Here is a 25,313-nt window from a genome sequence, read left to right as displayed (position 1 = left end):
CCGTGGTATGGCCGGCGCGCGCCGTCGAGCAGGACGCTGCGCGGGGGTATCCGTTACACGATGTGCACGGGCACCCACATGCCGCCGGCCCAGTGGCCCGGCACCATGACCGCGGCCCGCGGCGGACGCGCCAAATAAACCGTGCGCGGCGCGACATACACGGTACGCGGGAGGGGAGCAGCACCAACGACGACCGTCGCTGTCGGCAGCGGCGGCACGGCGACCACCACCTTGGCAGGCGGGGGCGCGACATAGATGGCGGCCGGGGCGGGCGGCGGGATATAGACCGTCGCTGGCGGCGGCGGGACGACCACCGGCGGTGTTGCCACGGCCACGACCGCACTGCCGGTCGTCACCGTGCCCATGGCAACGACCGTGCCGCCGTGGACGACGGTGCTGCCGCCGCCCGTGGTCACGACGCCCGGCGCCACGCTGGTCGCGCTGCCGGCGTGCGTCACGGTGCCGCCGTCCGCGCCGGTGACCGTGCCCGAGCGTGCACAGGTCGCGCCGGCGCAGGTCGTCGAGGCCGCATGGCTCACCGTGTTGCCGTTCGCGCCGGTCACGGTGCCCGACGAGGCGTACTGGCCGGCACCTTCTCGCGTCACGGATCCCGCGGTACTGGCGGTTTGCCCGTCCGGCCCGGTCAGGCTGCCGGTGTGCGAGCACGTGCCGCCCGCGCAACTGGTATTGCCGTCGTGCCGCACCGAGCGGCCGTTCGGTCCGATCGCCGTGCCGCTGTTCGAGAATTGCCCCGGCGCGTTGCGGGTCACGGTGCCGGTGTTGGTGGCCAGGCCGCCGTAAGGGCCGGCCACGCCGCCGGCATGCGAGCAGCTGCCGCCACCGCAGGAGCCGAAGTGCGCGCCGTTGTAGGTGCCGCGCGGCGTGTAGGCCGTACCGCGGCCGGACCACCCGGCAAACGCCGGGGTGCTGGCCAGGACGATCAGCGCACCGGTGGCGGCGGCAAGCAGGCGGGGAAAGCGTGAGGTCATGTCAGGTCCTTCAGTTTCGGTTTCGGCCGGCCAGTGCGGCGGCAACGGACCGAACTATAGGAGGACATCCCGCGCCTGTCGCCGTGGAAAAGATGTCGCGGTATTTCACGGCGCGGCGCGCCTGCGCCGGCATCCAGGCGCTATGGCGCGGTCTTCCCCTCTTTTTCATCCTGCGCCGAATAATCATAAAGATGCGTGTTGTCCGGCGTCTCCCCCACCCTGGTACCCAGCGGGCGGAACAGGACGCCGCGCCGGAAATTCCGGCTGTCCGACCTGGCGTTACGCTTGGCAAGCTCGGCGGCATCGGCATAGGCCATCGGGGCTTTCTCTTTCTCGATTTCGAGCCGCAACGTCTGCTCGTCGACGCGCACGCTGTACCGGCCCATGTTATAGAGCAGATACATGGCATAGAGGTTGTCGAAGTCCTTGTAGGCGCCCTGCTCCCGGCGGAAATCCAGCGACAGGACCGACGGAAAGCGATTGGGCAAATCCTTGAAGGCGACCTGGTCTTCCTCCAGCGGGTCCACATAGGTCGATCCGCCATACTTCTTGTACAGCACGACATCCATGGCGTAGCCGCGCGCGCCCCACTCGCGGATGAGCTTCATCGCCATCTCGGTCGGAACGTTGGCGTTGGCGGCGGCGACCACCCGGCGTCCGGACAGGATCCTGGCGCTCGTCACCGCCAGGTCCTTGTAGCCGGCGCCATACCGGAATGCCGCGCCAATGGTCTTGGCGCAGTTCAGGCGCAAGTAGTCATACCGGATCTCGCCCCGGTGATACTCGGTGTTCCGGGCGCGCCCGTGGTAATCGTCATTGATGCGCCGGAAGTAGGCAACCAGCGCGGCCTTGTCGCTCGCGGGCACGCCGTGCACGCGTACGCCGATCACCGAGCGCTTGTAGATCTCGCCGAAGTCCAGGCCGAACGAGGCCGTAGGCGCCACCGAGGAGACCGTCCTGAACAGGTATTCCTGCTTCGGGATGGCGACCATCAGGTCATCGGTGTAATGGCCCGCCGCGTGCCTGGCGTCGCGGTCGGCATAGAAGTTGGCCGAATAGACGACATCATCGCCGGGAACCTGGTCGCGAATGGCCAAGGCAATGTGGCCGGCGGAGCCGCCCTTGGAAGTGCCGAAGCTGATCAACAGCTCGAGGTCATAGGGATCGGCGCGCAGGGCATCGGCGATTTCCACGAGATTGGAAGGTTCGGGGCCGCCCTTGCTGCCGAAGTCCGCGGCGCCCGCTGCCGTCGACAGCAGCACGGCGATCGTCACGGACACTGCCGCCAACCCTGCGTTGCCGGGCAGATTCCCGATCGACGACAGCAGCATCCGCTTGCATGCCAGCACAGGCCACATCGCACCACCCCCGAAGTTTGGCGATGCCGCGATTATTACCGGGGGTGGCGGAACGCGTCGAGCCGGCAAGACCCGAAGGCGGATTCAGTCCGTGCCGGTCGTCATGGCCAGGGGCTCAGGCGTGCGGTGAATCGCCGGCCGCGACCGTCACGCCGCACTCGCTTGCGACCGCGAGCAGCCTGGCGATATCGGGCGGGCCGGGCGGGATCTCTTCGTCGATCCGGGTGAACAGGCGGGAAGCCATGCCACCCTGGCTGGTGACGGAGATCATCTCGCCACCGCCGACACCGAACCTGAAGTGATGCATGGTGCCGGCAGGCACATGCACGAAGGTCCCCGGCGTGGCGGTGATGACCTGGTCGTCGTAGCCGATGTCGATGGTGCCGCGCGTGATGTAGAACGACTCGTCCCAGTCGTGGCAGTGCGGCGGCGGTCCGCTGCCCTCTTCGCCCTGTTGCAGGAAGACCTCATAGCCTTGCGTGGCGGTGTTTGGCGCCAGCACCGTGATCTTCTCTCCAACCACGTTGAGCGCGCGCGCATGCGCGTCGGGAGTCACTGCGAAGGGTTGCGGCTTCATGGTCGGTTGCCTCCGGCAACGCAGGCCCCTGGGGCCTGTGCTGTCTGCAGAAGTGACCACCGGCGTCGTCGGTTGCGCGCGGGGCCAGCGCCCGTATTGGTTGATGCAGCCGACGGCGGGACGTTGCTGATCCTCGAACCAAGATAGCAGACGCCCCGCGCCGCGCACACCTTATGTGCGTGCGGACCGAGCTAGCCCGATCTGTTCCACGGTAGGTGGCACCGTTCATCGCGATCATGCCCTTGGCCGGGCTCAAGGGATTCATTCTCGTGATGGTGCTTGGCATGCGCGCCGTTTCGCTGCGTAGCCGGCGAGTCACTTTGTGTCAGACTCCCGGTCACCCGGGAAACCCTTGTCTCTTGCTAACACTTCCCCTTGCCGGGTGTGTCAGGAACTTTCACCCCCAAGTCAGTGCGTCCTGCCGGGCGTACACCAAGAAAAAGGCCCGCGCATTGAGCCGGCGCGGGCCATGATGAAAGCGTTAGCGGGCAAAGCGCGATCGTCCTCGCCCCGTTAACCCGGCGTTGTCAGTGAGACGCTCCTTCGACTGCGCCAATCCCGGTCTCCGAACGCAGCTCCTGCGCCTCGAAGCCCGCCTTGTCCACGCGAGCGCGTGTGGAACTGTCCGTCAGCGAGAAGATCCAGATGCCGACAAAGCCGATCGTCATCGAGAACAGCGCCGGCGAGGTGTAGGGGAACGGCGCATCCTTGAAGTGGAACACGTCTACCCAGACTGCCTGCGACAGCACGGTCAGCACGACCGCAGACAGCAGCCCGAGGAAGCCGCCGATCGTCGCACCGCGCGTGGTGCAGCCCTTCCACAGCACCGACATGAACAGCACCGGGAAATTCGCCGAGGCCGCGACGGCGAACGCCAGCGACACCATGAACGCGATGTTCTGCTTCTCGAACACGATGCCCAGCACCACCGCAACAATGCCCAGCACGATCGTCGTGATCTTCGACACGCGCAGTTCCTCGGTGCTGGTTGCCTTGCCGTGCTTGAAGACGGTCTGGTACAGGTCGTGCGACACGGCCGACGCGCCGGCGAGCGTCAGCCCGGCCACGACCGCCAGGATCGTCGCAAACGCCACGGCCGAGATAAAGCCGAGGAACACGTTGCCGCCCACCGCGCTGGCCAGGTGCACCGCCGCCATGTTGACGCCGCCAAGCAGCTTGCCGCTGCCGTCCTGGAAGCTCGGGTTGGTCCCGACCAGCACGATCGCGCCGAAGCCGATGATGAACGTGAGGATGTAGAAGTAGCCGATCCACGTGGTCGCCCAGAACACCGACTTGCGCGCTTCCTTGGCGTTGGGCACGGTGAAGAAGCGCATCAGGATGTGCGGCAGGCCGGCGGTGCCGAACATCAGCGCGATGCCGAACGAGATCGCCGAGATCGGGTCCTTGATGAAGTTGCCCGGGCTCATGATCGAGTCCTTCTTGGCATGGACTTCCACCGCCTTGGCGAACAGCGCCTCGGGGCTGAAGTGATACTGGGCCAGCACCATGAAGGCCATGAACGTGGCGCCGCCAAGCAGCAGGCAGGCCTTGATGATCTGCACCCACGTGGTGGCGGTCATGCCGCCGAACAGCACGTACACCATCATCAGCGCGCCGACGATCACCACCGCGACCCAGTACTCCAGGCCGAACAGCAGCTTGATGAGCTGGCCCGCGCCGACCATCTGCGCGATCAGGTAGAACGCCACCACCACCAGCGTGCCCGATGCCGCGAAGGCGCGGATCGGTCCCTGCTTGAAGCGGTACGCGGCGACGTCGGCAAAGGTGAAGCGGCCAAGGTTGCGCAGCCGCTCGGCCATCAGGAACGTGATGACCGGCCAGCCCACCAGGAAGCCAATGGAATAGATCAGGCCATCATAGCCGTTGGCATAGACCGCCGCCGAGATGCCCAGGAACGATGCCGCGGACATGAAGTCCCCGGCAATCGCCAGCCCATTCTGGAAGCCCGTGATGCCGCCGCCGCCCGTGTAGAACGTCGCGGCCGACGTGGTCCGCTTGGCCGCCCACTTGGTGATGAACAACGTGCCGATCACGAACAGCACGAACATGCCGATGGCGGTCCAGTTGGTCGGCTGCTTGACCGCCTGCCCAAGGTCGCCCCCTGCCGCCAGCGCGGCCGTCGAAAGCAGCAGCGTGCCGCTGGCGAGGATTGCGTGGTTCGCTTTCATGCCACCTCCCGCTTGATCTGCTCGGTCAGTTCGTCATAGGCGTGGTTGGCATGGCGAACATAGAGACCGGTGATGACCACGGTGAAGATAATCACGAACAGGCCGATCGGCATGCCCCATGTCATCACGCCCGCGCCTGTCTTCGTGGCGAGCAGGTCCTTGTCGAAGGCGATCAAAAGTACATACCCGTAGTAGATCACGAGCATCACCGCGGTCAGCGCCCAGCCGAGCCGCGAGCGCTTCTGCACAAGCTCGCGATACGTCGGGTTGGCCTTCAGTCTTGCGACCAGTTCTTCGTTCATCTGTGTCTCCTGCCAATCGTGCTACGGCCTTGCCGTGGGCTGACAGTGCATGCGCCAGCAGCGCATGCGCGGTGGTCTCAGCCCCGGTCCGTGACGATAAGGTAAGGCCTGCCCCTTACCTGCTTCTTACACGGGACAGGTCTTCGTACCGGGGAAAACACGTAGATGACGCGCGCGAAGGAGACTGCGACGGCACTGGCAGCGGCGCGCATGCGCGCAAGTGCGGCAACGGACATGCGCGGCAGGCACGCCGCTGACAGCGCGCACCGCTGTCAGCAAGCCGTAAGCATCAGAACTTGTGCCGCATGCCGAGCGCAACGCCGACCATCGACGTGGCGCCGTTGCCGAGCACATAGCTGTTGCCGAGCGCCAGGCTGTTCGCGAACGCGATCGATGCCGAGTCGAGCATCAGGCCGGCGTGCTTCGCATACGCCGCCGACAGATAGACGTCGGTGCGCCTGGAGAGGCTGTAGTCCGCGATCAGGTTGAGCTGCCACGGATTGGCCACACTGGTATTGCCGAACACGTTCCTGACCTTGTCGTAGTCGTACTCGAGCGTCAGCGTAAATGCCGGCGTCACCTGGTAGACGCCACCGATCCAGAAGAAGTCGTCCCGCACGGCGGTGACCCCCGCCGCGGTCTTGTTCTGCCCCCAGCGATAGCCGCCCATGACGCGGCCCCACGGCAGGTTGTAGCTGAGCGCCGCGGTGGCCTTGCGGAAGGTGCCGCTGCTCGTGCTGGCCGGCGTGCTGATGGTCGGGTTGAACTGGTCGTAGGCCAGCGCGGCCCAGAGCGATCCGCCCGTGTACGCCAGCGACGCGCCCCACGCGCTGTCGCGCCGCGCCTGCCCCGGGACTTCGCCGGCGCCGCCGAGCGCGAACCCGGACGGGACCGCCTGCGGCAGTGCCACGCCGGTGCCGAAGGAATAGTGCGCGACACCGCTGAACGCACCGAAGTTGCCGGTGTACTTGATGGTGTTGTCCTCGCGGAAATTGGCGCCGGTGAACAGCGTGATCGGCTCGTATTCCGTGGCGAAATACGCCGGCACGAAATTGACGATGCTGTCGAACAATGACGTGTACTGGCGGCCCAGACTCAGTTGCCCGTACCGCGCGTTCTTGATGCCGACGAAGGCCTGGCGGCCGAACAGGCGGCCAGTCTGCTGCGACGTGCCGGTATCGGCGTTGAAGCCGCTTTCCAATACGAAGACCGCCTGCGTGCCGCCGCCAAGGTCCTCGACGCCGCGAATGCCCCAGCGCGACCCCGACATGCCGCCCGATGTCAGCCGCACCACGTCATGCGCGGGCCCGGGGTTGAACCCGTTGACGGCCGTCGGCACGGCGCCGGCATGGCTCACATACTCGATGCTCGCATCGACCACGCCATAGAGCGTGACGCCTGACTGGGCCCACGCGGGACAGGAACTGGCAAGCGCCACGGCGGCGGCTGCAAATCGATGGAATCTCACTCTGCTTTCTCCTCTGTTGTTGTGATGTGTCGGGCTGCACTCATTCGGGCTTCACGCCGGCGTCAGAGATCACCTTCTCCCAGCGGGCCTTCTCCGCGTCGATGAAACGAGCACCGTCCGCGCGCGACATCGGCATCGGATATGTGCCGAGGTCTTTCAGGCGATCGATGAAGGCTTGCTGAGACAGGCTCTGGTTGACTGCCGCATTGATCCGGTCGAGCACCGGCATGGGCGTGCCCTTCGGCGCGAAGATCGTGAACCAGCCTTTGGCGATCAAGCCCGGTGCGGCCTCTTTGGCCAGCGCAATGCCTTCCAGGCCGCGCAACGGCGCATCGGATGTCACGGCGAGCGCCCTGAGCCGCCCCGCGCGAACGAGCGGCAGCAGCGGCGCGATGCCATCGACGTAGACCGGGATATCGCCTTTCACCACGGCCTGGATTGCCTGTGTCGTGCCACTGAAACTGACCTGGCGGAATTTCGTGTTCTGCAGCTGGCCCATCATCTCGGCCGTCAGGTGCGGCACGGAGCCGCGCGTGGGACTGCCGATCACCACCTCGTCAGGATGCGCCTTGCCGTCGCGCAGCACGTCGGACAGGTTCCTGTACGAAGTGTCCGTGCCCGCCACGAACATCATCGGCGTGTAGGCCACCGTGGCAGCCACGGCGGTATCGCGCTGGATGTCGAACTTCGCCTCCTTGTACATCACCGGCGTCGTCACGGCAGCGGCCGCGTGGAAGAGAACGAGCGTGTAGCCGTCGGCGGGCGCCTGTTTCAATGTGCTCATGGCCACGATGCCGTTGCCGCCCGGCTTGTTCTCCACGATCACCTGCTGCTTCCATGCGCTCGCCAGGCGTTCCGCCACCTGTCGCGCAATGATGTCGGGCGCGCTGCCCGCAATGGAGGGGACGAGGATGCGGACCATCCGGTCCGGATAAGCGTGCGCGTGCGCGATCGGCGCAAGGATGGAACCGGCCAGCAAGGCCAGGGCAAGAAGGGGGCGCTTCATGTTGTCTCCGACATCTGTTGCGCCTGACCCGAATGGCCGGCGCTTTATTTGATATGAACTCAAATAAACATTGTAGTTTTATTGACTGCATCTCAAATAAGTAGATACCACTACCGCCTGGCCCGCTGCGAAAGTCAGTGGGAGGAAATCAGCAAGAGGGAGTGTGGCCGCTTAAGTGGGGCCTGTTTGCCGACAAAGCACGAAGGACCGGCCGGTTGGCTCCCCTCTTCCATTTATGGAGAGGGGTTGGGGTGAGGGCCGGCGTGTCTCGATGCGATGCGCCGTACTTCGTGGAAGCGCCCGCCCTCACCCCGGCCCCTCTCCCGCAAGCGGGAGAGGGGAGAAAACAATCTACCCATCTACGCAGCGCGCGCGCCCTTCTTCTTTGCGGGCTTCGCATTGCGCGGCCAGCCTTCGATGCCGTCGAGCGTAATGCGCAGCCCTTCTTCAAAGGCCGTGTCGGAAGACAGCTTCGAGAATGCCTTGCTGACGAAGCGTGCGCCGGGATACTGCTCCGCCGATACGCCGTCGAGCTTGCTCTGGATAAAGGCCTGGTGATAGGCCGGCAATTGCCGCGACGCCTCGGCCATGCTGGCCGAGACGAGGTATTGCGCCAGCAGGTGATACGCCAGCGCAACCTGCTCCGCCGAAAAATCGCCCTGCATGAAGGCCGACGTCATGCGGTTGAAGAACTCCAGGCCATAGTCGGTTTCACCGGGCTGCACATCCTGGAACAGGCGGTACCGGTTATGCGACGCCACATAGTTGCTCACGCCGGGGTTTTCGATCGCGACCTGGAAGCTGAGCCGCGAGATCCGTTCGACATCGGCGCGCCAGTCGCCCGTCAGCGGCTGCAGGCGCAGTGTCCGCTGGCGGTAGTAGTCATTGAGCACGCCGGTGACGAGCTGGTCGCGGCCACCGAGGTAATAGTGGATCAACCCCGGGGCCACGCCAAAATCCTTGGCGAGCTGCACCATGGAAATCTGGTCCAGCGGCGTGGTCTTGGTCAGCTCGATCGCGTGCTGCAGGATCGTCGCGCGGCTGAGCATCGGCTCGGCGCCGATCGGCGATTCCGTCTTGGGCGGACGTCCGCGCCGGCGCGGTACGGGGCTGGACGGCTGCGGTGCGGCGGCCTTGGCTGCGGGCGATTTGCGTGCGGCGGGCATGATGGAGAGGCGAAGCGGGCCGGCTAGGAATTGGTGGTGTGCCAATTCTATCCGCGTTCGCCGGTTCTGCCACGTCGCCGCCTTGCTACGCGGAGGCCGCCGCCGCGGCTGGCTCGACCCGCTGCGCGATGCGATAGCGGCCGAGCGACAGCACCAGGCCGGATGCCGCCAGCAACATGCAAGGCAACACGAGCAAGGGCACGTCGTAGCTGCCATGCCGGTCGAACCACGCCCCGAGCCCGATCGGCCCGATCACCGCGCCAAGCCCATAGCCCGAGAACGCGATGCCGAACAGAGAACCAAACGAGGTCAGCCCGAAGTAGGAACGCACAAGGTACGAGATCAGGTCGCCCTCCGCGCCAATGGTCAGGCCGATCAGCGTCGTCGCAATCAGCAACGTGCCGTAGTCGTGCGAGCCGCGCAGCAGGAATACGCCAATGGCTCCCCCAACAAAGAACACGCCGGCGACCAGCGGCGCGTGAATGCGGTCGATCAGCAGCCCGGTCATCAGGCGTCCGAACAGCAGGCCGACGCCCATCATCGACGCGCTGCGAGCCGCCATGGCCGCATCGAAGCCGCGGTCCGCGAACAGCGACGGCAGGTGGGGGCCGAGCGACAGCGTGGCGGCCGAACTGAGCACGAAGACCAGCCAGATCGCCCACAGCCGATAGCTGCGCACCGCGGCCGACAGCGGCACGCCGGCCGGCGCGGACGATGCCGGCCGCCCTGCCCGGCTGCCGGCGGGAAAGCGCTCGCGCAGCAGCCCGCACGCTGCCAGCGACAGCACCACCGAGCCCGCGCCGAGGACGAGATAAGCCGTGCGCCAATTGAACATCGTCACGAGGTACTGCGCGGTCATCGGGAGGATCACCGTGCCGGCGCCGAGGCCGCACATCGCGATGCCAAGTGCCAGCCCGAGGCGCCGGTCGAACCACTGCGGCAACACGGCCAGGTAGCCCAGCACCGACGTGGCGGCGCCCGACACCCCAACGACAATCGATAACCCGACCCAGGTCAGCATGCTGCCGTTCTGCAGCGCCATGGCGCACGTGGCAAGCCCGAATACGATGGCCGAACACGCAATCACGCGGCGGATGCCGAAGCGGTCCATCATGGCGCCGACGATCGGGCTGACGATGGCCAGGCCGAACATCGACGCCGCGTAGGACAGCGATGCCTGCGAGCGCCCCCATCCGAACTCGGCGGCAAGCGGCCGGACGAACACGCCAGCCGTGGCGTTGAACAACGGCGCATAGCCGGCCAGCATGCCGAGTGCGGCGCCAAGGATGATGCTGGCATGGATGCGGATAGACACGCGCGGCAGCGCATCGGGGGCGGTGTGCATGGTTTGTCTCCTGGTGGTTGGCGCCGCCATCTGCGGGCGGCTGCCGAATCGGAACGGCGCCGGTCAGCGCAATCCGGTCAGCGCAATCCGGTCTGGCTGCCGAGGTAGGCGCCCGCGCCGGGCGCCGTGGCGGCAAGGCCGAGCCGGCGCAGCATCTGCCGCGCCGTACACACGGCCGTGGAGGTCACGGGAATGCCGAGTGCCTGCTGGGCAAGTTCGATGGCGGACAGCGACGGCATCTGCACGCACGCCGACAGCACCACGGTATCGACGCCACGGACGTCGAGCCGCTTCACGTCCTCCAGCAGTTGCAGCGGATCGCGCTCGCCAACCTCGAGGTTGTCGAGGATCGAGAAGTTGATCGCATCCTTGACCTCGATCCCTTCGTGTTCGATGTACTCGACCACGGACCTGGTCAGCGCGTCGCTATACGGTGCCATCAGCGAGATGCGGCGTGCGCCGAAGTCTTTCAGTTCATCGACCAGCGCGCCCGCGGAAGTCATGATCTGCGGGCGGTACGGTGCCTCCGCCATCGCCTGGCCGAGATCCTCGATCACTTGCCGGTGGTAGCCCATGCCCATGCACATGGTCGCCACCAGGCAGGCCGTGCTCATGACGTCGACACGCGCATCGGCCAGCTCCAATGCGCAGCGGCCCATGTCGCGGTTCATCCTTTCAAGCTCCTCGGCCACCACGCGGTGCATGCGCACACGGCTGGAATGGAAGCTGAACTGCTCCGGCAGCACCTGCATGCGCGCGGCGAAGATGGCCGGGACCTCGCGCTCCATCGTGAGGTTGGAGCTGGGCACGATCTGTCCGATTCGATACTTCATCGTTGAAAATTCCGGGAACGTTCGAGGGGGGTTGAGACTGCGGCTAGAGGGCGGGCGCAAGAAAGCGTTTCAGCTCGTCGCGTAGCGAATCCGGGATCGGCGTGCCTTCGCGGCGGTCCAGGCGCACGCAGATCGGCGAGAACATCGCGTCGAACACCGGCGCGCCGTCGGGCCGGCGCGCCACGCATCGGATGTCGAACGAGCGCGTGCGAATGGCTTCCACCGTGCAGGTGATGTCGATCACGTCATCGGGCCACAGCGTGCCAATGAATTCGAAGCGCATCGCCTTGCATGGCGTGCCGACGCCGTGGACTTCGCCAAGCCTGCCGTCGCCGCCGGCCATATGCGCGGTATAGAGTCCGACCGCGCCCAGCAGGTAGTCCGTGAAGCGCCCGGTGTAGACCACGCCGGCGGGGTCGCAGTCGCCCCAGCGCACGCGCCGCCTGACGACGAACGGGCGCTCGCCGAGCACGTACTCCGTGGCGTTGATCATGGCTGACCCACTGCGGCGTTGCCGGTGACGCCACCGGCGGCAAGCTCCGCCATCAGCGCCGGGAACTGCGCGCGCAGGCGGCCGGCATCCACGCGGCCGGTGCGCGTCATGAAGCGGAACACGAACTCGTGCGGCGTCGGCAGTTCCATCCACTCGCGGATGTGCTCGTACCAGTTGTACGAAGCCTCCGACGCGCTGATCAGCTTGGCTTTCTCTGGCTTGCGCACGGCTTCGTACTGCAGCAGCGCGGCAGGCACATCGGCGGGATGCGCGACGATGGCATCGGCCAGCGCCATGGCGTCTTCCATGGCGATGCGCGTGCCCGAGCCGATCGAGAAATGCGCGCTCGTCAATGCATCGCCGATCAGCACCTGGCGGCCGACATGCCAGTTCGCGTTGAGGATGACCGGAAACTGCCGCCACGCCGAGTTGTTCGACACCAGCGCGTAGCCGTCCAGCTCCGGCGCGAATACGCGCTCGAACAAGGCCTGCCGCGCTTCGGCGCTCATGTCCTCCATGCCGAAGTCGAGCCACGTCTGGTGGTCGCACTCGGCGACGAACGTGCTCATCGAGTCGGAGTACGGGTAGTAGTGCGCGACGAAATAGCCGCCCTCATGCTTGCGGAACACCAGCGCCGGACTGGGGAATGGCTTCTCGACGCCGAACCATGCGAAATGGTTGGTCAGCATGCGGCGCGTGGTGCCGAAGCCGGCCTCGTTGGCCGTGCGCAGTTGCGAGTTGATGCCGTCGGCGCCCACGATCAGGTCCGCGTCGATGGCGTTGAAGTCGGCGATGCGCTTGTTGTAGGTGACATGCACGCCGAGTTCGCGGGCGCGCTGCTGCAGCACCTCCAGCAGGCTGATGCGCGGAATTGCGCCGCCGCCCGCACCGGGCTTCTTCATGACGATCGGCTGCTCGTGGCACACGATCGCATGCTGGTCGTTGAACCGCATGACCCTGGCCAGGCGGTCGACCACGGTCGGCGATGCCGAGCGCAGGTTCGCCAGGCCGGTGTCGGCCAGCACCACGCCGAAGCCGAACGTGGCGTTCTCCGGGTTCTGCTCGAAGACGTCGATCTCGACATCCGACAAGCGCTCCTTGAGCAGGATGGCGAGGAACAGCCCGGACGGCCCGCCGCCGATGATGGTCGCTTTCATTGCGAGACTCCCGGCGCGATCACCAGCGCGTCCATGTCGAACTGGCGGATCTCGCCCGCCAGGCCGCCGGTCAGGGCGCCGTACCACACGGCTGGCTTGAAGCCCAGTTCCTTGCGGCGGAACTGCAGCGTCGGGTTGCCATCGATGCGCACATAGCCATTGCCGAGCGACGTGGTGCGGTAGCCGTCGGTCTTGCGTGCCACGTCGATCAGCGGCGCGAACTCGGGGACGTCGAGCACATAGACGGAGGCCTTGTCCTGGTCGACGCCGTGGCCTTCGATATTGCCGGCCTTGCGCTGCCAGACCGGCTCGATCGACGCGAAGGCCGCGCCATCGTCGCGTGCCCGTTCCAGTTCGATCGCCGCCTCGATGGTGAGCGCCGCATCGCGCTGGTCGGCATCGCTGAACGGGCGCACCTGCCATGTGATCTCGATCGGGTAGCCGTTGGGGTCGTTGAAGTAGATCGATTCGATCACCTCGTGGCGGATCTGGTAGCGCAGCGGAATGCCCACGGCTTCGACGCGCTGGCGCCATTGCAGCAGCTCGGCTTCATCGCGCACGCGCCACGCGGTGTGTGTGGCGCGGTCCTGGTAGTGCTCGCGCACCGTCAGCCAGTCCGGCCGCTCGGTGCCGATGTAGTAGAAGAAGGCGATGGTGCTGCCGTTGCCGCTGTCGAAGAAGAAGTGCAGGAAATCGGCGTGGTTGTCCGGGCCCCAGCCCTTGGCCGAGATCGCGTGAACCAGCGGCAGGCCGAGCAGGTCGCGGTAGAAGTGCACGGTCTCGGCCAGCTTCCAGGTCGGCCGCGCGGTGTGGTGGACGCCGTGCAGCGCGACTGCGGGAATGGCGGCTTGCGTGGATTGGGTCATGTCTCTTCCTTATTCACTGGCTTTGCTGAACGGCATCTTGTTCCGCCATCTTTTCCGTCTCGGCTTGCAGGAGCTGCACGATGCGGTCGCGCAGCAGCACCTTGCTGAGTTTTCCGGAGGCGGTCAGCGGAAACTCGGGAATGATCTCCAGCCGCTCCGGCCACTTGAATTTGGCAAGGCCGGCTTGTTCGAGGAACTGCGCCAGGGCCGGCAGCGTCAGTCCCGCTGCCGCGGCGGCGGGCTCCAGCAGGACGAATGCGCACACGCGTTCGCCGTAGACCTTGTCGGGCATGCCGACCACGGCCGACGCCAGCACCGACGGGTGTTCGTTGATGACGTTCTCGAGTTCCTCGGCATTGATCTTTTCGCCGCCACGGTCGACCACGTCCTTGATTCGGCCGCGGAAGAAGTAGTAGCGCTTGCCCTCCACCATGGCCGACGACATCAGGTCGCCCGAGCGGTAGAAGCCATCGGCGGTGAAACGCGTGGCATCTTCCTTCTCGGACTTGTAGTAGCCGCGGATGGTGTACGGGCCGCGGAACAGTGCCTCGCCAGCCTCGCCTTCGGGCACGTCGTCCTCGGTGCCGGGGTGGACGATTCGCACTTCGTCGGCCGCCGAGACCGGGCGGCCGACCGATTGCTCGCGGATCTCCTGCGGGTCCTCCGGACGCGTGAACATGATCACGCCTTCGGTCATGCCGAAGATGTGGTGCGTCGGCGACCCCGTCAGGCGCGTCAGGTTGGCCGCGTTCTTGGGCACGATGAAGTTGCGCCGCAGCCGTTCAGCCGGCGTGGATCGCAGCAGCACCGGCGCGATGCGATTCAGGATCGGACCGGCGACGCCGAACCAGGTGGGCTCGTAGTCGCGCACCACGGCCTGCAGCGTGTCCTCGGAGAGATCGGGTGCCACGGTCACGGTCGCGCCGCTCAACAGGAACGGCCCGAAGAAACAGCCCATGTTGAGGTTGTGCATGTACGGCGTGGGGAAAAACAGCACGTCGTCGGCGCTGTAGCGGTTCCATTCCGCCACCGCGCGCATGTTGTACAGGTACTCGCTCTGGAAGCGCGGAATGATCTTTGGCACGCCCGTGGTGCCGCCCGACAACTGGAACACCGCGGCCTGGAACGGCTCATGCTTGACCTCGGCCAGGATGCCCTGCGCGCGCTCCAGCGGCATGTCGCGAATCAGGTCTGCCAAAAGCACAGCGCTGCCGCGGCGTGTCCCACGTGCCTGCAGGATGAAGGCAAAGCTCGGCACTTCGGCCTGCATGCCCTCGGCAAACCCCACGTCGTCGAACTTCGGGTCATCGCCCTGCACGAAGTGCAGGCGCGCGTCGCACAGCTTGCCGAGATAGCCGATCTCGAGCTTGCGGAACGCCTGCAGCGAACACAGCGGGATGATGCCGGCCTTCAGGCAGCCAAAGAAGGCCAGCAGCAGTTCATTGCAGTTGCCGCACTGGAAGATCGCGCGGTCAAGCGGCTTCAGCCCCAGTGCCAGAAGCGCGGCGCCGAGCCGGTCGGTCTGCTCGTCGAACGCCTGGTAGGTGAACTTGCCTTCCGGCCCGGCCAGCGCGAGCCGGTCCTTGTGCTCGCGGAACGACTGGCGGAAGGCACCGACCAGCGTCTCGGTGCCCAGGTAGCCGTCCGCCACATACTGGCGCAGCCGGTTTTCGTCGGGATAGCGCACGCCGTCTAGCAGCACTGACGGGCGCACGTGGGTGGGTTGCAGCATGTCTACCTCTGTCGTTTTATGGATTTTTCCGGCGGTGCCGGCTCAGGCCATCGTCTCGCGCAGCCACTCGACGATGTGCCGTCCAGCGATGCTTTGGCCGGACGGTTCCTCACGGCTGAGGGCCATGCCGTGGTGGTTGCCGCGCACGCGGAGGTGCCGCCTGCGGGCCGCGGGAATCTGCGCGTAGATCTCGCGGATATCGGCGGGGAAGGTGCACTGGTCGCCGGTGTATTCGATCAGCAGCGTGGGCTGGTGCAGCGTGCCCAGCGTCTTGTCCAGTGCGGCATTCGACGACAGCCCCGACCATGTGGACAGCCACGACTCCGGCGTGACCGTGCGGCCAAAGCCGACGCTGCCCCAGTTCGACGTGAACGGGTCCCTGCCCCACAGCGAACCGGTCTTCCGGTCCGACGGGTCCAGCGTGATATCCCACGAGCGCAGGTCGGCGTCGGTGCGCCAGACCTGGAAGATCGGCGCATGCGCGCCCATGCGCCGATCGGCCTCCGTGGCGACGCCGGCCTTGAGCGCCGTGCGCGCCTCGTGCTTGGCGCGCAGCATCGCCCTGGCGCGCGCATCGATGCGGGCCACGCGCGCGCTTTGCGCTTCCCGGTAGCGAGCGACGAAGTCGGGGGCGTAGTGGCCCTCTCCGGTTTCGGCGTCAAAACCGTTGGCCTTGGAGAACGGGTCCAGGGTTGGATCGGTCTGCATCGGGTCGTCTTCATCGATGACGGATGGATCCATGCCGCTCATCAGCAACTTGCCCTGTCCCGGATGCGGGGACACGAGGATGAATGCGTCGACCGCCGGCATGTGCAGTTCGCCCAGGTTCGTCGGACGGCCAGCCGGCGTGCGCGCGATGCGCTGCTCGCGCGGCGTCAGTGCCTGCTGGTTGTAGAACGTATAGAGGCCGGCGCCGCCGGAGTTGCCAAGCATCACGATGTTCTCGTAGCCCAGCTCGCGCAGATGGGTCATGCCCGCGGCCACATCGAACAACGCGATCTCATGCTCCAGGCGCAAGTCATTGCCGATCGAGCGCGGACCCTGCACCCAGCAAGCGCAGCCGGCATCGAGCACGAACGGCACGAGGTAGTGCGTAATGGCCATCTCGCGCGGATGCATCAGCGTGACGACTGTCTTCTCCTTCCCGGTCATGGTGAACAGGAAGCCAAGCGTGCGCTGGCCGTCGGCAGTGGTCAACGCATAAGGCACCATCTGGTATGGACGATCCATCAGGCGGGCGTCCCATGAGGCGCCTCGCATGCCGGCCGTCACTTGTGGCTTCCGCTGGTCTGTCACGCTGTCTCCTTCGATAAATGTCACCGTCTCAATAATCTAGGTGTTATTTGAGATGCTGTCAAATAAATATGCGGCGCATCGAGATGTCTGCGGTTCGCAGAAGCCGACGGCATCGAATACACCACCACGTGCACCGGCTGGTCCCGACCGTCACAGACGCACGGTTGCAACGCTTTTACGTTTCGACTATATTCGAAACATGGAAACCGATAACGCCCTTGAAGCGCTTGCTGCGCTCGCCCACGCCATCCGCCTGGCCGTGTTCCGTCTGCTCGTGCAGGCCGGCCCCGACGGCCTGCCGGCTGGCCGCATTGCCGAACTGATGGCGATGCCGGCGTCATCGCTGTCGTTCCATCTAAAGGAGTTGCATCGCGCCGGACTGCTGGCGAGCCGCCAGGAGGGCCGGTCGATCATCTACATGGCTCGCTTCGAGACCATGAATGCCCTGCTCGGCTATCTCACGGAGAACTGCTGTGGTGGCAATCCATGTTCGCCAGTGTCCTCTTGTTCCGTCGCCACGGCGTCCTAAGCCATGCAACGCTTCCACGTCCATGTCGGCGTCACGCCGAAGCCATCCGCCAACACCGCCCGCCGCACGCCCGAATCCGGCTGCTGCCGAGTTTCTCCCGACGCGCCCATGCCAGTCCTGAGGACGCACGCGCTCGCCTTGAACCTGCACCATGTCTGAACTGATCACTCCCGTCTCGGCCGAGGCGCCGCAACCCAGCGCAATTGGCTTCTTCGAGCGCTATTTGACCATCTGGGTGGCGCTCTGCATCGTCGCCGGCATCCTGCTCGGCCAATGGCTGCCGGGCGTCTTTCAGACCATCGGTGCCATGGAAGTCGCACAGGTGAACCTGCCGGTCGGCGTGCTGATCTGGGTCATGATCATCCCGATGCTGATCAAGATCGATTTCGGCGCGATGGGCCAGGTGGCGGGCCACTGGCGAGGCATCGGCGTGACGCTCTTCGTCAACTGGCTCGTCAAGCCGTTCTCGATGGCGTTCCTGGGCTGGATCTTCGTGCGCCATCTGTTCGCAGGCTGGCTGCCAGCCGACCAGCTCGACAGCTACATCGCCGGCCTGATCCTGCTGGCGGCGGCGCCCTGCACGGCGATGGTCTTTGTCTGGTCGCAGCTCTGCAAGGGCGATCCGTACTTCACGCTGTCGCAGGTGGCGCTCAACGACGCCATCATGGTCGTGGCCTTCGCGCCGGTCGTCGCGCTGCTGCTGGGGCTGTCGTCGATCACTGTCCCATGGGACACGCTCATCACGTCGGTCGCGCTCTACATTGTGGTGCCGGTGCTGATCGCGCAGGTCATCCGCAAGACGTTGCTGGCACGGGGCGAAGTCACCTACAAACGCGTGGTCGGTGCCCTCGGTCCCTACTCGATCACCGCCCTGCTGGCGACGCTTGTGCTGCTGTTCGGCTTCCAGGGCAATGCCATCGTCGAACAGCCACTGATCATCCTGCTGCTGGCCGCGCCCATTCTGATCCAGGTCTTGCTGAACTCCGGCCTGGCGTATTTGCTGAACCGCAAGCTCGGCGTGGCTCATTGCGTGGCCGGCCCATCGGCGCTGATTGGCGCGAGCAACTTCTTCGAGTTGGCGGTGGCCACGGCCATCAGCCTGTTCGGCTTCCAATCCGGCGCGGCGCTCGCCACCGTCGTCGGCGTGCTGATCGAAGTCCCCGTGATGCTGTTTGTCGTCGGCGTCGTCAACCGCTCGCAGGACTGGTACGAATCGCACTGAGGAATTCCCATGACCGTCACCATCTATCACAACCCGGCCTGTGGCACGTCGCGCAACACACTGGCCATGATCCGCAATGCGGGCATCGAGCCAACCGTCATCGAGTACCTGACCTTGCCGCCTGACCGGCAGACCTTGCAGGCAATGATCCGCGATGCCGGGCTCACCGTGCGCGAAGCCATTCGCGAGAAGGGCACGCCCTTTGCCGAGCTTGGCCTTAGCGATTCGGCGCTGACCGATGACCAGTTGCTTGATGCGATGCTGGCCCATCCGACCCTGATCAACCGGCCCTTCGTCGTCACCGAACTTGGTGTGCGGCTGTGCAGGCCGTCGGAACTCGTACTCGACATCCTGCCGGCGCCTCAGCAAGGCGCTTTCACCAAGGAAGACGGCGAGGCCGTGGTCGACACGCAAGGCCGGAGGATCCAATGACCGGGGAGCTGCCCAACATTGCTCCTGCGGTATTCGACACGCCGGATCTCCACAAGCTGGAGCCTGCACGCGTCAGCACCCACCCGCCGCGCATCCTTCTGCTTTACGGCTCGCTGCGCGAGACGTCCTATAGTCACCTGCTGGTGCAGGAAGCCGAACGGATTCTCCAGCACTTCGGGGCGGAAACCCGCGTGTTCGATCCGCGCGATCTGCCGATGGCGGACAGCGTCACTGCCGATCATCCGAAGGTGGTGGAGCTGCGCAAGCTCTCCGAGTGGTCGGAGGGCCAGGTCTGGTGCAGCCCGGAACGCCACGGCACCCTGACCGCCGTCTTCAAGAACCAGATCGACTGGCTGCCACTGGAGATTGGCGGCATTCGCCCGACACAGGGCCGCACGTTGGCGTTGATGCAGGTGTGCGGTGGCTCGCAGTCATTCAACGCCGTCAACGCGCTGCGCGTGCTGGGTCGCTGGATGCGCATGGTGACCATTCCTAACCAGTCGTCGGTTGCCAAGGCGTATCAGGAGTTCGACGCCAACGGCCGCATGAAGCCGTCGTCCTACTATGACCGCGTGGTCGACGTCATGGAGGAGCTCTACAAGTTCACGCTGCTGGTGCGTGACCGCAGCGACTACCTGACCGACCGCTACAGCGAGCGCAGGGAGGCAGCGCCTGCCAACGCGACGACGCTGGCTGCAGCCGCCATGAGCCACGAGGGCGAAGCCCGGAACGGAGACACCGATAGCGGTGAAGTGGAATAGATCCAGGTCCGCCTGTGATCCGCTTACGGTGGGACTTGCACCCACAAGAGTGCGCCCGTGCTGGCGCACAAGAAAAACCCCGCTCGAAGGCGGGGTCGATCTTTACACTTTTTGCTTACGGACCATTAGAACGGAATATCGTCGTCCATATCCTCGAAGCCGTTCGACGGTGCCTGTTGCGGACGGCGCGCACCGCCTTGCTGGCCACCGCCGCCCTGACCGCGGCCGCCGCCGTAGCCGCCGCCGCCCGACGCTTCACGGCTGTAGCCACCGCCGCCACCACCACCGCCGTAGCCGCCTTCATCGCCGCCACCACCAGCGCTCTGGCGCCCGCCCAGCATTTGCATCTGGTCGGCGACGATTTCGGTGCTGTACTTGTCCTGGCCACTCTGGTCCTGCCACTTGCGGGTGCGAATGCGGCCTTCGATATAGACCGACGAGCCCTTGCGCAGGTATTGGGCCGCGATTTCGGCCAGCTTGCCGAACATCGAGACACGGTGCCACTCGGTGGCTTCCTTCATTTCGCCGGACTGCTTGTCCTTGTAGCGGTCAGTGGTTGCCAGGCGCAGATTGGTCACGGCGTCGCCGCTGGGCATGTAACGGGTTTCCGGGTCCGCGCCCAGGTTCCCGACGAGAATGACTTTGTTGACCGATGCCATGTGATAGTTCTCCAAAAGCCACGCGCTGTGCTGAAAAGCGTGGCATACGCTCAGTATGTAGATTGAATCGGATTGCTGCAGCTGCGGCGACCACGGGGCCATCCACTGCCAGGATCCCGCAGCCATTGCGACGCTCGTGACGATGTGACGACTGCAAAAGCGACAACGTAAACGAACAACGCGCCCCCGGCCAGATAGTCGGGAGGCGCGGTCATGCTAGGCCATATTCGGCCAGAAACTGTTGCAAAGTGATGCGGCTGACACCGCTTCAGGCTGCCGCCTGTGGACTTGCCTGCCCCCTGGCCGGCGGCGGCTTCATGCTCCAGGCGATTATAAGCCAGACCAGAAGCACCACCGCGCAACCCACGAACACGGCGCTGCGCCCTTCATGCTTGAGCAGCCAGCCGCCCACCACGCCGCCCAGGAACAGGCCCAGCGCCTGCGTGGTGTTGTACACGCCGAGCGCAGCGCCGCGCGAGGCGGCGGCGTAGCGCGACACCAGCGACGGCTGCATGGCCTCCAGCACGTTGAAGGCGACAAAGAAAAACAGCAGGACGACGACAATCGCCCACAGGCCGTGCACCGCGGCGAACAGCAACTGGACCGCGGTCATCAGTCCCACCGCGCTCAGCAGCACCGGCCGCACGCGGCCATAGCGCTCCGCCGCCATCATCGGCCCAAGCATCAGCACGAAGGACACCAGCACCACCGGCAGGTAGACCTTCCAGTGCTGGTCGAGCGGCATGCCCGCGTCGGCCAGCATGGCGGGCACCACCATGAACATGGCAACCTGCGAGGCGTGCAGCGCCAGCACGCCGACGTTCAGGCGCACGAGGTCCGGATTGAGCAGCACCTGGCGGAACGGCAGCCGGACCGGATGCGGCGGCGGCGGGCTCGGCACCACGAACAGCGTCACGATAATAGCCACGGCGCCCAGCACCGACATCAGCCCGAAGATGCCCGGCATGCCGATGGCATGCAGCAGCGGCGAGGCAATCACCAGCGACAGCGCGAAGGTCAGCCCGATGCTGCCGCCCACCATGGCCATGGCCTTGGTGCGGTGGCGTTCGCGCGTCAGGTCGGCGATGCAGGCCGTGATGGCCGCGGAAATCGCGCCGGTGCCCTGCAGCGCCCGGCCCAGCGTAATGCCGAACAGCGTGTGCGAGAACGCGGCCACCAGGCCGCCCGCCACGAACAGCAGCAGGCCCGCCACCATGACCGGCTTGCGGCCTATGCGGTCCGACAGCCAGCCGAGCGGGATGTGCAGGAACGCCTGCATCAGGCCGTAGATGCCCATGGCCAGGCCGACGCGCTGGGCATCATGGCCGTCCGGCAGGCCGCGCGCGTACTCCGCGAAGACCGGCAGGATCAGGAACAGGCCCAGCATGCGCAGCGCGAAGATGCTGGCCAGCGAGAGGCTGGCGCGCAACTCGGTACGCGTCATGCGTTCGCGCTGGGGCTCGGTCTTGGAATCGCCGGCAACGGCGGCATCTGGGGAAGAAGACGGGATCGGCGACATGGCGATCGTGGGAATGGGTCAGGCTGGTTGCCGGCGCTGGCGGCAATGGCTGTTTCGATCGGCATCCGGGGCAGAAGTTGCCATCCCGGTCGACCAGGCAAGCGCGGCATTCAGCCCGGTTCCCACAGGTGCGCGCCTTGTGCAGGCAACCCGGGAAACCGAAGTTCGGTATATTAACAGGTTTGCTTCTTCGCGCTTTCCGGGTCACCTGGGATCGGCGGGCGACCGCCGGCGCGCGCATCGGCAGGCGGATCGCGGTGATCGGAACGACCCGTGGCATCGCTTGCGGATGGCGCATGAAGCACCCGCATTCCAGCAATTCAGTTTCGGATTTCCGTCAGACCGACCTGTCCATGCGCGCCGCGCTGGCCGGCGGCCTGCCCGGCGACGACTTTTCGGCCTTTTGGGCATATGGAAGAAATCAAGATCCGTGGGGCCCGTACCCACAACCTGAAGAACATCGATCTCGACCTGCCGCGCAACCGGCTGATCGTGATTACCGGCCTGTCCGGCTCGGGCAAGTCGTCGCTGGCGTTCGATACCCTGTACGCGGAAGGCCAGCGCCGGTACGTGGAATCGCTCTCGGCCTACGCGCGCCAGTTCCTGCAGCTGATGGAAAAGCCGGACGTGGACCTGATCGAGGGCCTGTCGCCGGCCATCTCGATCGAGCAGAAGGCCACCAGCCACAACCCGCGCTCGACGGTCGGCACGGTGACCGAGATCCACGACTACCTGCGCCTGCTGTACGCGCGCGCCGGCACGCCCTATTGCCCCGACCACAACCTGCCGCTGCAGGCGCAGAGCGTGGCGCAGATGGTGGACGCCGCGCTGGCACTGCCCGAAGACACCAAGCTGATGATCCTGGCGCCGGTCGTGTCCGACCGCAAGGGCGAGCACTCGGACCTGTTCGACACCATGCAGGCGCAGGGCTTCGTGCGCTTTCGCATCCGCTCGGGCGGCGGCACCACGCACGAGGCCGAGGCCAAGGTCTATGAGGTCGACGCGCTGCCCAAGCTGAAGAAGACGGAGAAGCACACCATCGAAGTCGTGGTGGACCGCGTCAAGGTGCGCCCGGACATCAAGCAACGCCTGGCCGAATCGTTCGAGACCGCGCTGCGCCTGGCCGATGGCCGGGCCCTGGCGCTGGAACTCGACACCGGCAAGGTGCACATGTTCAGCTCGCGCTTCGCGTGCCCGATCTGCTCGTACTCGCTGCAGGAACTCGAGCCGCGCCTGTTCTCGTTCAACAACCCGATGGGCGCCTGCCCGAGCTGCGACGGCCTGGGCCAGATCACGTTCTTCGACCCGAAGCGCGTGGTGGCCTTCCCGAACCTGTCGCTGGCCTCCGGCGCGATCAAGGGCTGGGACCGGCGCAACCAGTTCTACTTCCAGATGCTGCAAAGCCTGGCGGCCTTCTACGAGTTCGACACCGATACCGCGTTCGAAGAGCTGCCCGCCAGGGTGCAGCAGGTGGTGCTGCACGGCTCGGGCGAAGAGGAAATCCCGTTCACCTATATGAACGAACGCGGCCGCACCACGGTGCGCGCGCATGTGTTCGAAGGGATCATCCCGAACCTGGAGCGCCGCTACCGCGAGACCGATTCGGTAGCGGTGCGCGAGGAACTGGCCAAGTACCAGAACAACCAGCCCTGCCCGGTCTGCCACGGCACGCGCCTGCGCACCGAGGCCCGCCACGTCAAGGTCGGCGAAGGCGAGCAGGCGCGCGCCATCTTCGAGATCAACGGCTGGCCGCTGCGCGAGACGCTGACTTACTTCCTCACGCTCGACATGCATGGCGCCAAGCGCGAGATCGGTGACAAGATCATCAAGGAAATCACCGCGCGGCTGAACTTCCTGAACAACGTGGGGCTCGACTACCTGTCGCTGGAGCGCAGCGCCGACACGCTGTCCGGCGGCGAGGCTCAGCGCATCCGCCTCGCCTCGCAGATCGGTTCGGGCCTGACGGGCGTGATGTACGTGCTCGACGAGCCGTCGATCGGCCTGCACCAGCGCGACAACGACCGCCTGATCGGCACGCTCAAGCATCTGCGCGACATCGGCAATTCGGTGCTGGTGGTCGAGCATGACGAAGACATGATCCGCGCGAGCGACTACGTGGTCGACATCGGCCCGGGCGCAGGCGTGCACGGCGGCATGATCGTGGCCGAAGGCACGCCGCGCCAGATCGAGGACTCGCCCGCGTCGCTGACGGGGCAGTACCTGTCGGGCCAGCGGCGCATCGAAGTCCCGGCCCAGCGTGCAGCACCTGACGACGAACGCCTGCTGCGCATCGTCAATGCGAGCGGCAACAACCTGCGCAACGTCACGGCGGAGGTGCCGGTCGGGCTGCTGACCTGCATCACGGGCGTGTCGGGCTCGGGCAAGTCCACGCTGATCAACGACACGCTTTACCACGCGGTGGCGCGCCACTTGTACGGCTCCACGGCGGAGCCGGCGCAGCATGACCGCATCGAGGGACTGGAGCATTTCGACAAGGTCATCAACGTCGACCAGAGCCCCATCGGGCGCACGCCGCGCTCGAACCCGGCCACCTATACGGGCCTGTTCACGCCGATCCGCGAACTGTTCGCCGGCGTGCCGTCGGCCAAGGAACGCGGCTACGATCCGGGCCGCTTCTCGTTCAACGTCAAGGGCGGGCGCTGCGAGTCGTGCCAGGGCGACGGCGTGCTCAAGGTCGAGATGCACTTCCTGCCCGATGTCTACGTGCCGTGCGACGTGTGCCACGGCAAGCGCTACAACCGCGAGACGCTGGAAGTCCTGTACAAGGGCAAGAACATCTCCGAGGTGCTGGAGCTGACCGTCGAGCAGTCGGTCGAGTTCTTCAGCGCGGTGCCGGTGGTGCGCCGCAAGTTGCAGACGCTGCTCGACGTGGGCCTCGGCTATATCCGCCTGGGGCAGTCGGCCACCACGCTGTCGGGCGGTGAAGCGCAGCGCGTGAAGCTGTCGCTGGAGCTGTCCAAGCGCGACACGGGCCGCACGCTCTATATTCTCGACGAGCCCACCACGGGCCTGCACTTCCACGATATCGAGCTGCTGCTCAAGGTCATCCACAAGCTGCGCGACCAGGGCAATACCGTGGTGATCATCGAGCACAACCTCGACGTCATCAAGACCGCGGACTGGTTGATCGACATGGGTCCGGAAGGCGGCGCCGGTGGCGGCCAGGTGATTGCGCGCGGCACGCCGGAGGATGTGGCGAAGAGCAAGGCGAGCTTTACGGGGAAGTATTTGAAGCCGTTGCTGGCGCGGTAGGGTTCGTTTGAGGCGCATCAACTTGAGGTGACATTGCTGGCCTCGTGGACGTCAACCGATATCGAGCATCCATTCTTCGTCATCTCTCCCGACGTCGAGATGGAGAAGGCTCCGCCGATCGTGCCCAGGCACCGGGAGAGC

At 65.7% G+C, this 25,313-nt stretch carries 23 protein-coding genes; 6 read left to right on the top strand and 17 right to left on the bottom strand.

Going from position 1 to position 25,313, the window contains the following annotated elements:
* Positions 1-53: 53 nt before the first annotated feature.
* The 15 genes from ACIGJC_RS02070 to ACIGJC_RS02000 all read right to left on the bottom strand — a co-directional run bounded on the left by ACIGJC_RS02070 (position 54) and on the right by ACIGJC_RS02000 (position 16,777).
* Positions 54-989, bottom strand: a complete 936-nt coding sequence (locus tag ACIGJC_RS02070) for a hypothetical protein (protein ID WP_483710374.1) — start codon at positions 987-989, stop codon at positions 54-56.
* A gap of 140 nt (positions 990-1,129) precedes the next feature.
* Complete coding sequence (locus ACIGJC_RS02065; protein WP_483710373.1) at positions 1,130-2,347, bottom strand: hypothetical protein; 1,218 nt, start codon at positions 2,345-2,347, stop codon at positions 1,130-1,132.
* 115 nt (positions 2,348-2,462) lie between these two features.
* Entirely contained in the window at positions 2,463-2,924 is a 462-nt protein-coding gene (locus tag ACIGJC_RS02060) for a cupin domain-containing protein (RefSeq protein WP_483710372.1), read from the bottom strand.
* Positions 2,925-3,451: 527 nt separating this feature from the next.
* On the bottom strand, positions 3,452-5,113 hold the full coding sequence (locus ACIGJC_RS02055; RefSeq protein WP_483710371.1) for a cation acetate symporter: 1,662 nt from the start codon (positions 5,111-5,113) through the stop codon (positions 3,452-3,454).
* Positions 5,110-5,415, bottom strand: a complete 306-nt coding sequence (locus tag ACIGJC_RS02050; RefSeq protein ID WP_483710370.1) for a DUF485 domain-containing protein — start codon at positions 5,413-5,415, stop codon at positions 5,110-5,112. The genes ACIGJC_RS02055 and ACIGJC_RS02050 overlap by 4 nt, the downstream gene beginning before the upstream one ends.
* A 289-nt stretch (positions 5,416-5,704) precedes the next feature.
* Positions 5,705-6,883 carry a porin gene (locus tag ACIGJC_RS02045; RefSeq protein WP_483710369.1) on the bottom strand — a complete coding sequence of 393 codons (1,179 nt, stop codon included), beginning with the start codon at positions 6,881-6,883 and terminating at the stop codon, positions 5,705-5,707.
* Positions 6,884-6,923: 40 nt separating this feature from the next.
* Positions 6,924-7,889, bottom strand: coding sequence for a Bug family tripartite tricarboxylate transporter substrate binding protein (locus ACIGJC_RS02040; RefSeq protein ID WP_483710368.1), 966 nt, complete (start codon positions 7,887-7,889; stop codon positions 6,924-6,926).
* A gap of 359 nt (positions 7,890-8,248) precedes the next feature.
* Positions 8,249-9,055, bottom strand: coding sequence for a TetR/AcrR family transcriptional regulator (locus tag ACIGJC_RS02035; protein ID WP_483710367.1), 807 nt, complete (start codon positions 9,053-9,055; stop codon positions 8,249-8,251).
* Positions 9,056-9,140: 85 nt separating this feature from the next.
* Positions 9,141-10,400 carry an MFS transporter gene (locus tag ACIGJC_RS02030; protein ID WP_483710366.1) on the bottom strand — a complete coding sequence of 420 codons (1,260 nt, stop codon included), beginning with the start codon at positions 10,398-10,400 and terminating at the stop codon, positions 9,141-9,143.
* A 77-nt stretch (positions 10,401-10,477) separates the two neighbouring features.
* A complete protein-coding gene (locus ACIGJC_RS02025; protein WP_483710365.1) occupies positions 10,478-11,233 on the bottom strand; it encodes a maleate cis-trans isomerase family protein in 756 nt (251 codons plus the stop codon).
* A 43-nt stretch (positions 11,234-11,276) separates the two neighbouring features.
* A complete protein-coding gene (locus ACIGJC_RS02020) occupies positions 11,277-11,726 on the bottom strand; it encodes a thioesterase family protein (protein WP_483710364.1) in 450 nt (149 codons plus the stop codon).
* Positions 11,723-12,883, bottom strand: coding sequence for an FAD-dependent monooxygenase (locus tag ACIGJC_RS02015; RefSeq protein ID WP_483710363.1), 1,161 nt, complete (start codon positions 12,881-12,883; stop codon positions 11,723-11,725). The genes ACIGJC_RS02020 and ACIGJC_RS02015 overlap by 4 nt, the downstream gene beginning before the upstream one ends.
* Positions 12,880-13,749, bottom strand: coding sequence for a VOC family protein (locus tag ACIGJC_RS02010; protein WP_483710362.1), 870 nt, complete (start codon positions 13,747-13,749; stop codon positions 12,880-12,882). The genes ACIGJC_RS02015 and ACIGJC_RS02010 overlap by 4 nt, the downstream gene beginning before the upstream one ends.
* Before the next feature lie 13 nt (positions 13,750-13,762).
* Complete coding sequence (locus ACIGJC_RS02005; protein WP_483710361.1) at positions 13,763-15,481, bottom strand: AMP-binding protein; 1,719 nt, start codon at positions 15,479-15,481, stop codon at positions 13,763-13,765.
* A 42-nt stretch (positions 15,482-15,523) separates the two neighbouring features.
* A complete protein-coding gene (locus tag ACIGJC_RS02000) occupies positions 15,524-16,777 on the bottom strand; it encodes an alpha/beta hydrolase (protein ID WP_483710360.1) in 1,254 nt (417 codons plus the stop codon).
* Between the two features lie 199 nt (positions 16,778-16,976).
* Here ACIGJC_RS02000 and ACIGJC_RS01995 point away from each other — a divergent pair, with 199 nt between their 5' ends.
* The 5 genes from ACIGJC_RS01995 to arsH are packed head-to-tail and all read left to right on the top strand — an operon-like array spanning position 16,977 to position 19,721.
* A complete protein-coding gene (locus ACIGJC_RS01995) occupies positions 16,977-17,306 on the top strand; it encodes an ArsR/SmtB family transcription factor (RefSeq protein ID WP_483710359.1) in 330 nt (109 codons plus the stop codon).
* Positions 17,307-17,309: 3 nt separating this feature from the next.
* Entirely contained in the window at positions 17,310-17,465 is a 156-nt protein-coding gene (locus ACIGJC_RS01990; RefSeq protein WP_483710358.1) for a hypothetical protein, read from the top strand.
* Positions 17,458-18,528 (top strand): ACR3 family arsenite efflux transporter, encoded by a 1,071-nt coding sequence (gene arsB, locus ACIGJC_RS01985; protein ID WP_483710357.1) that lies wholly within the window; start codon positions 17,458-17,460, stop codon positions 18,526-18,528. The genes ACIGJC_RS01990 and arsB overlap by 8 nt, the downstream gene beginning before the upstream one ends.
* 9 nt (positions 18,529-18,537) lie before the next feature.
* Entirely contained in the window at positions 18,538-18,960 is a 423-nt protein-coding gene (arsC, locus tag ACIGJC_RS01980; protein ID WP_483710356.1) for an arsenate reductase (glutaredoxin), read from the top strand.
* A complete protein-coding gene (gene arsH, locus ACIGJC_RS01975; protein WP_483710355.1) occupies positions 18,957-19,721 on the top strand; it encodes an arsenical resistance protein ArsH in 765 nt (254 codons plus the stop codon). Before arsC ends, arsH begins: the two co-directional genes overlap by 4 nt.
* 125 nt (positions 19,722-19,846) lie before the next feature.
* Here arsH and ACIGJC_RS01970 read toward each other — a convergent pair whose 3' ends face one another.
* Positions 19,847-20,380, bottom strand: a complete 534-nt coding sequence (locus tag ACIGJC_RS01970; RefSeq protein WP_483710354.1) for a single-stranded DNA-binding protein — start codon at positions 20,378-20,380, stop codon at positions 19,847-19,849.
* Between the two features lie 268 nt (positions 20,381-20,648).
* A complete protein-coding gene (locus ACIGJC_RS01965) occupies positions 20,649-21,899 on the bottom strand; it encodes an MFS transporter (RefSeq protein ID WP_483710353.1) in 1,251 nt (416 codons plus the stop codon).
* Positions 21,900-22,310: 411 nt separating this feature from the next.
* Between ACIGJC_RS01965 and uvrA the strand changes: the two genes are divergently transcribed.
* Positions 22,311-25,172, top strand: a complete 2,862-nt coding sequence (gene uvrA / locus ACIGJC_RS01960; protein ID WP_483710352.1) for an excinuclease ABC subunit UvrA — start codon at positions 22,311-22,313, stop codon at positions 25,170-25,172.
* The last annotated feature ends 141 nt before the right edge of the window (positions 25,173-25,313 follow it).

It is taken from the genome of Cupriavidus sp. C3SS-1 (genome assembly GCF_057073755.1).
Note: the sequence above shows the minus strand (reverse complement) of the source record. Positions and strands in the feature narration are given on the sequence as shown.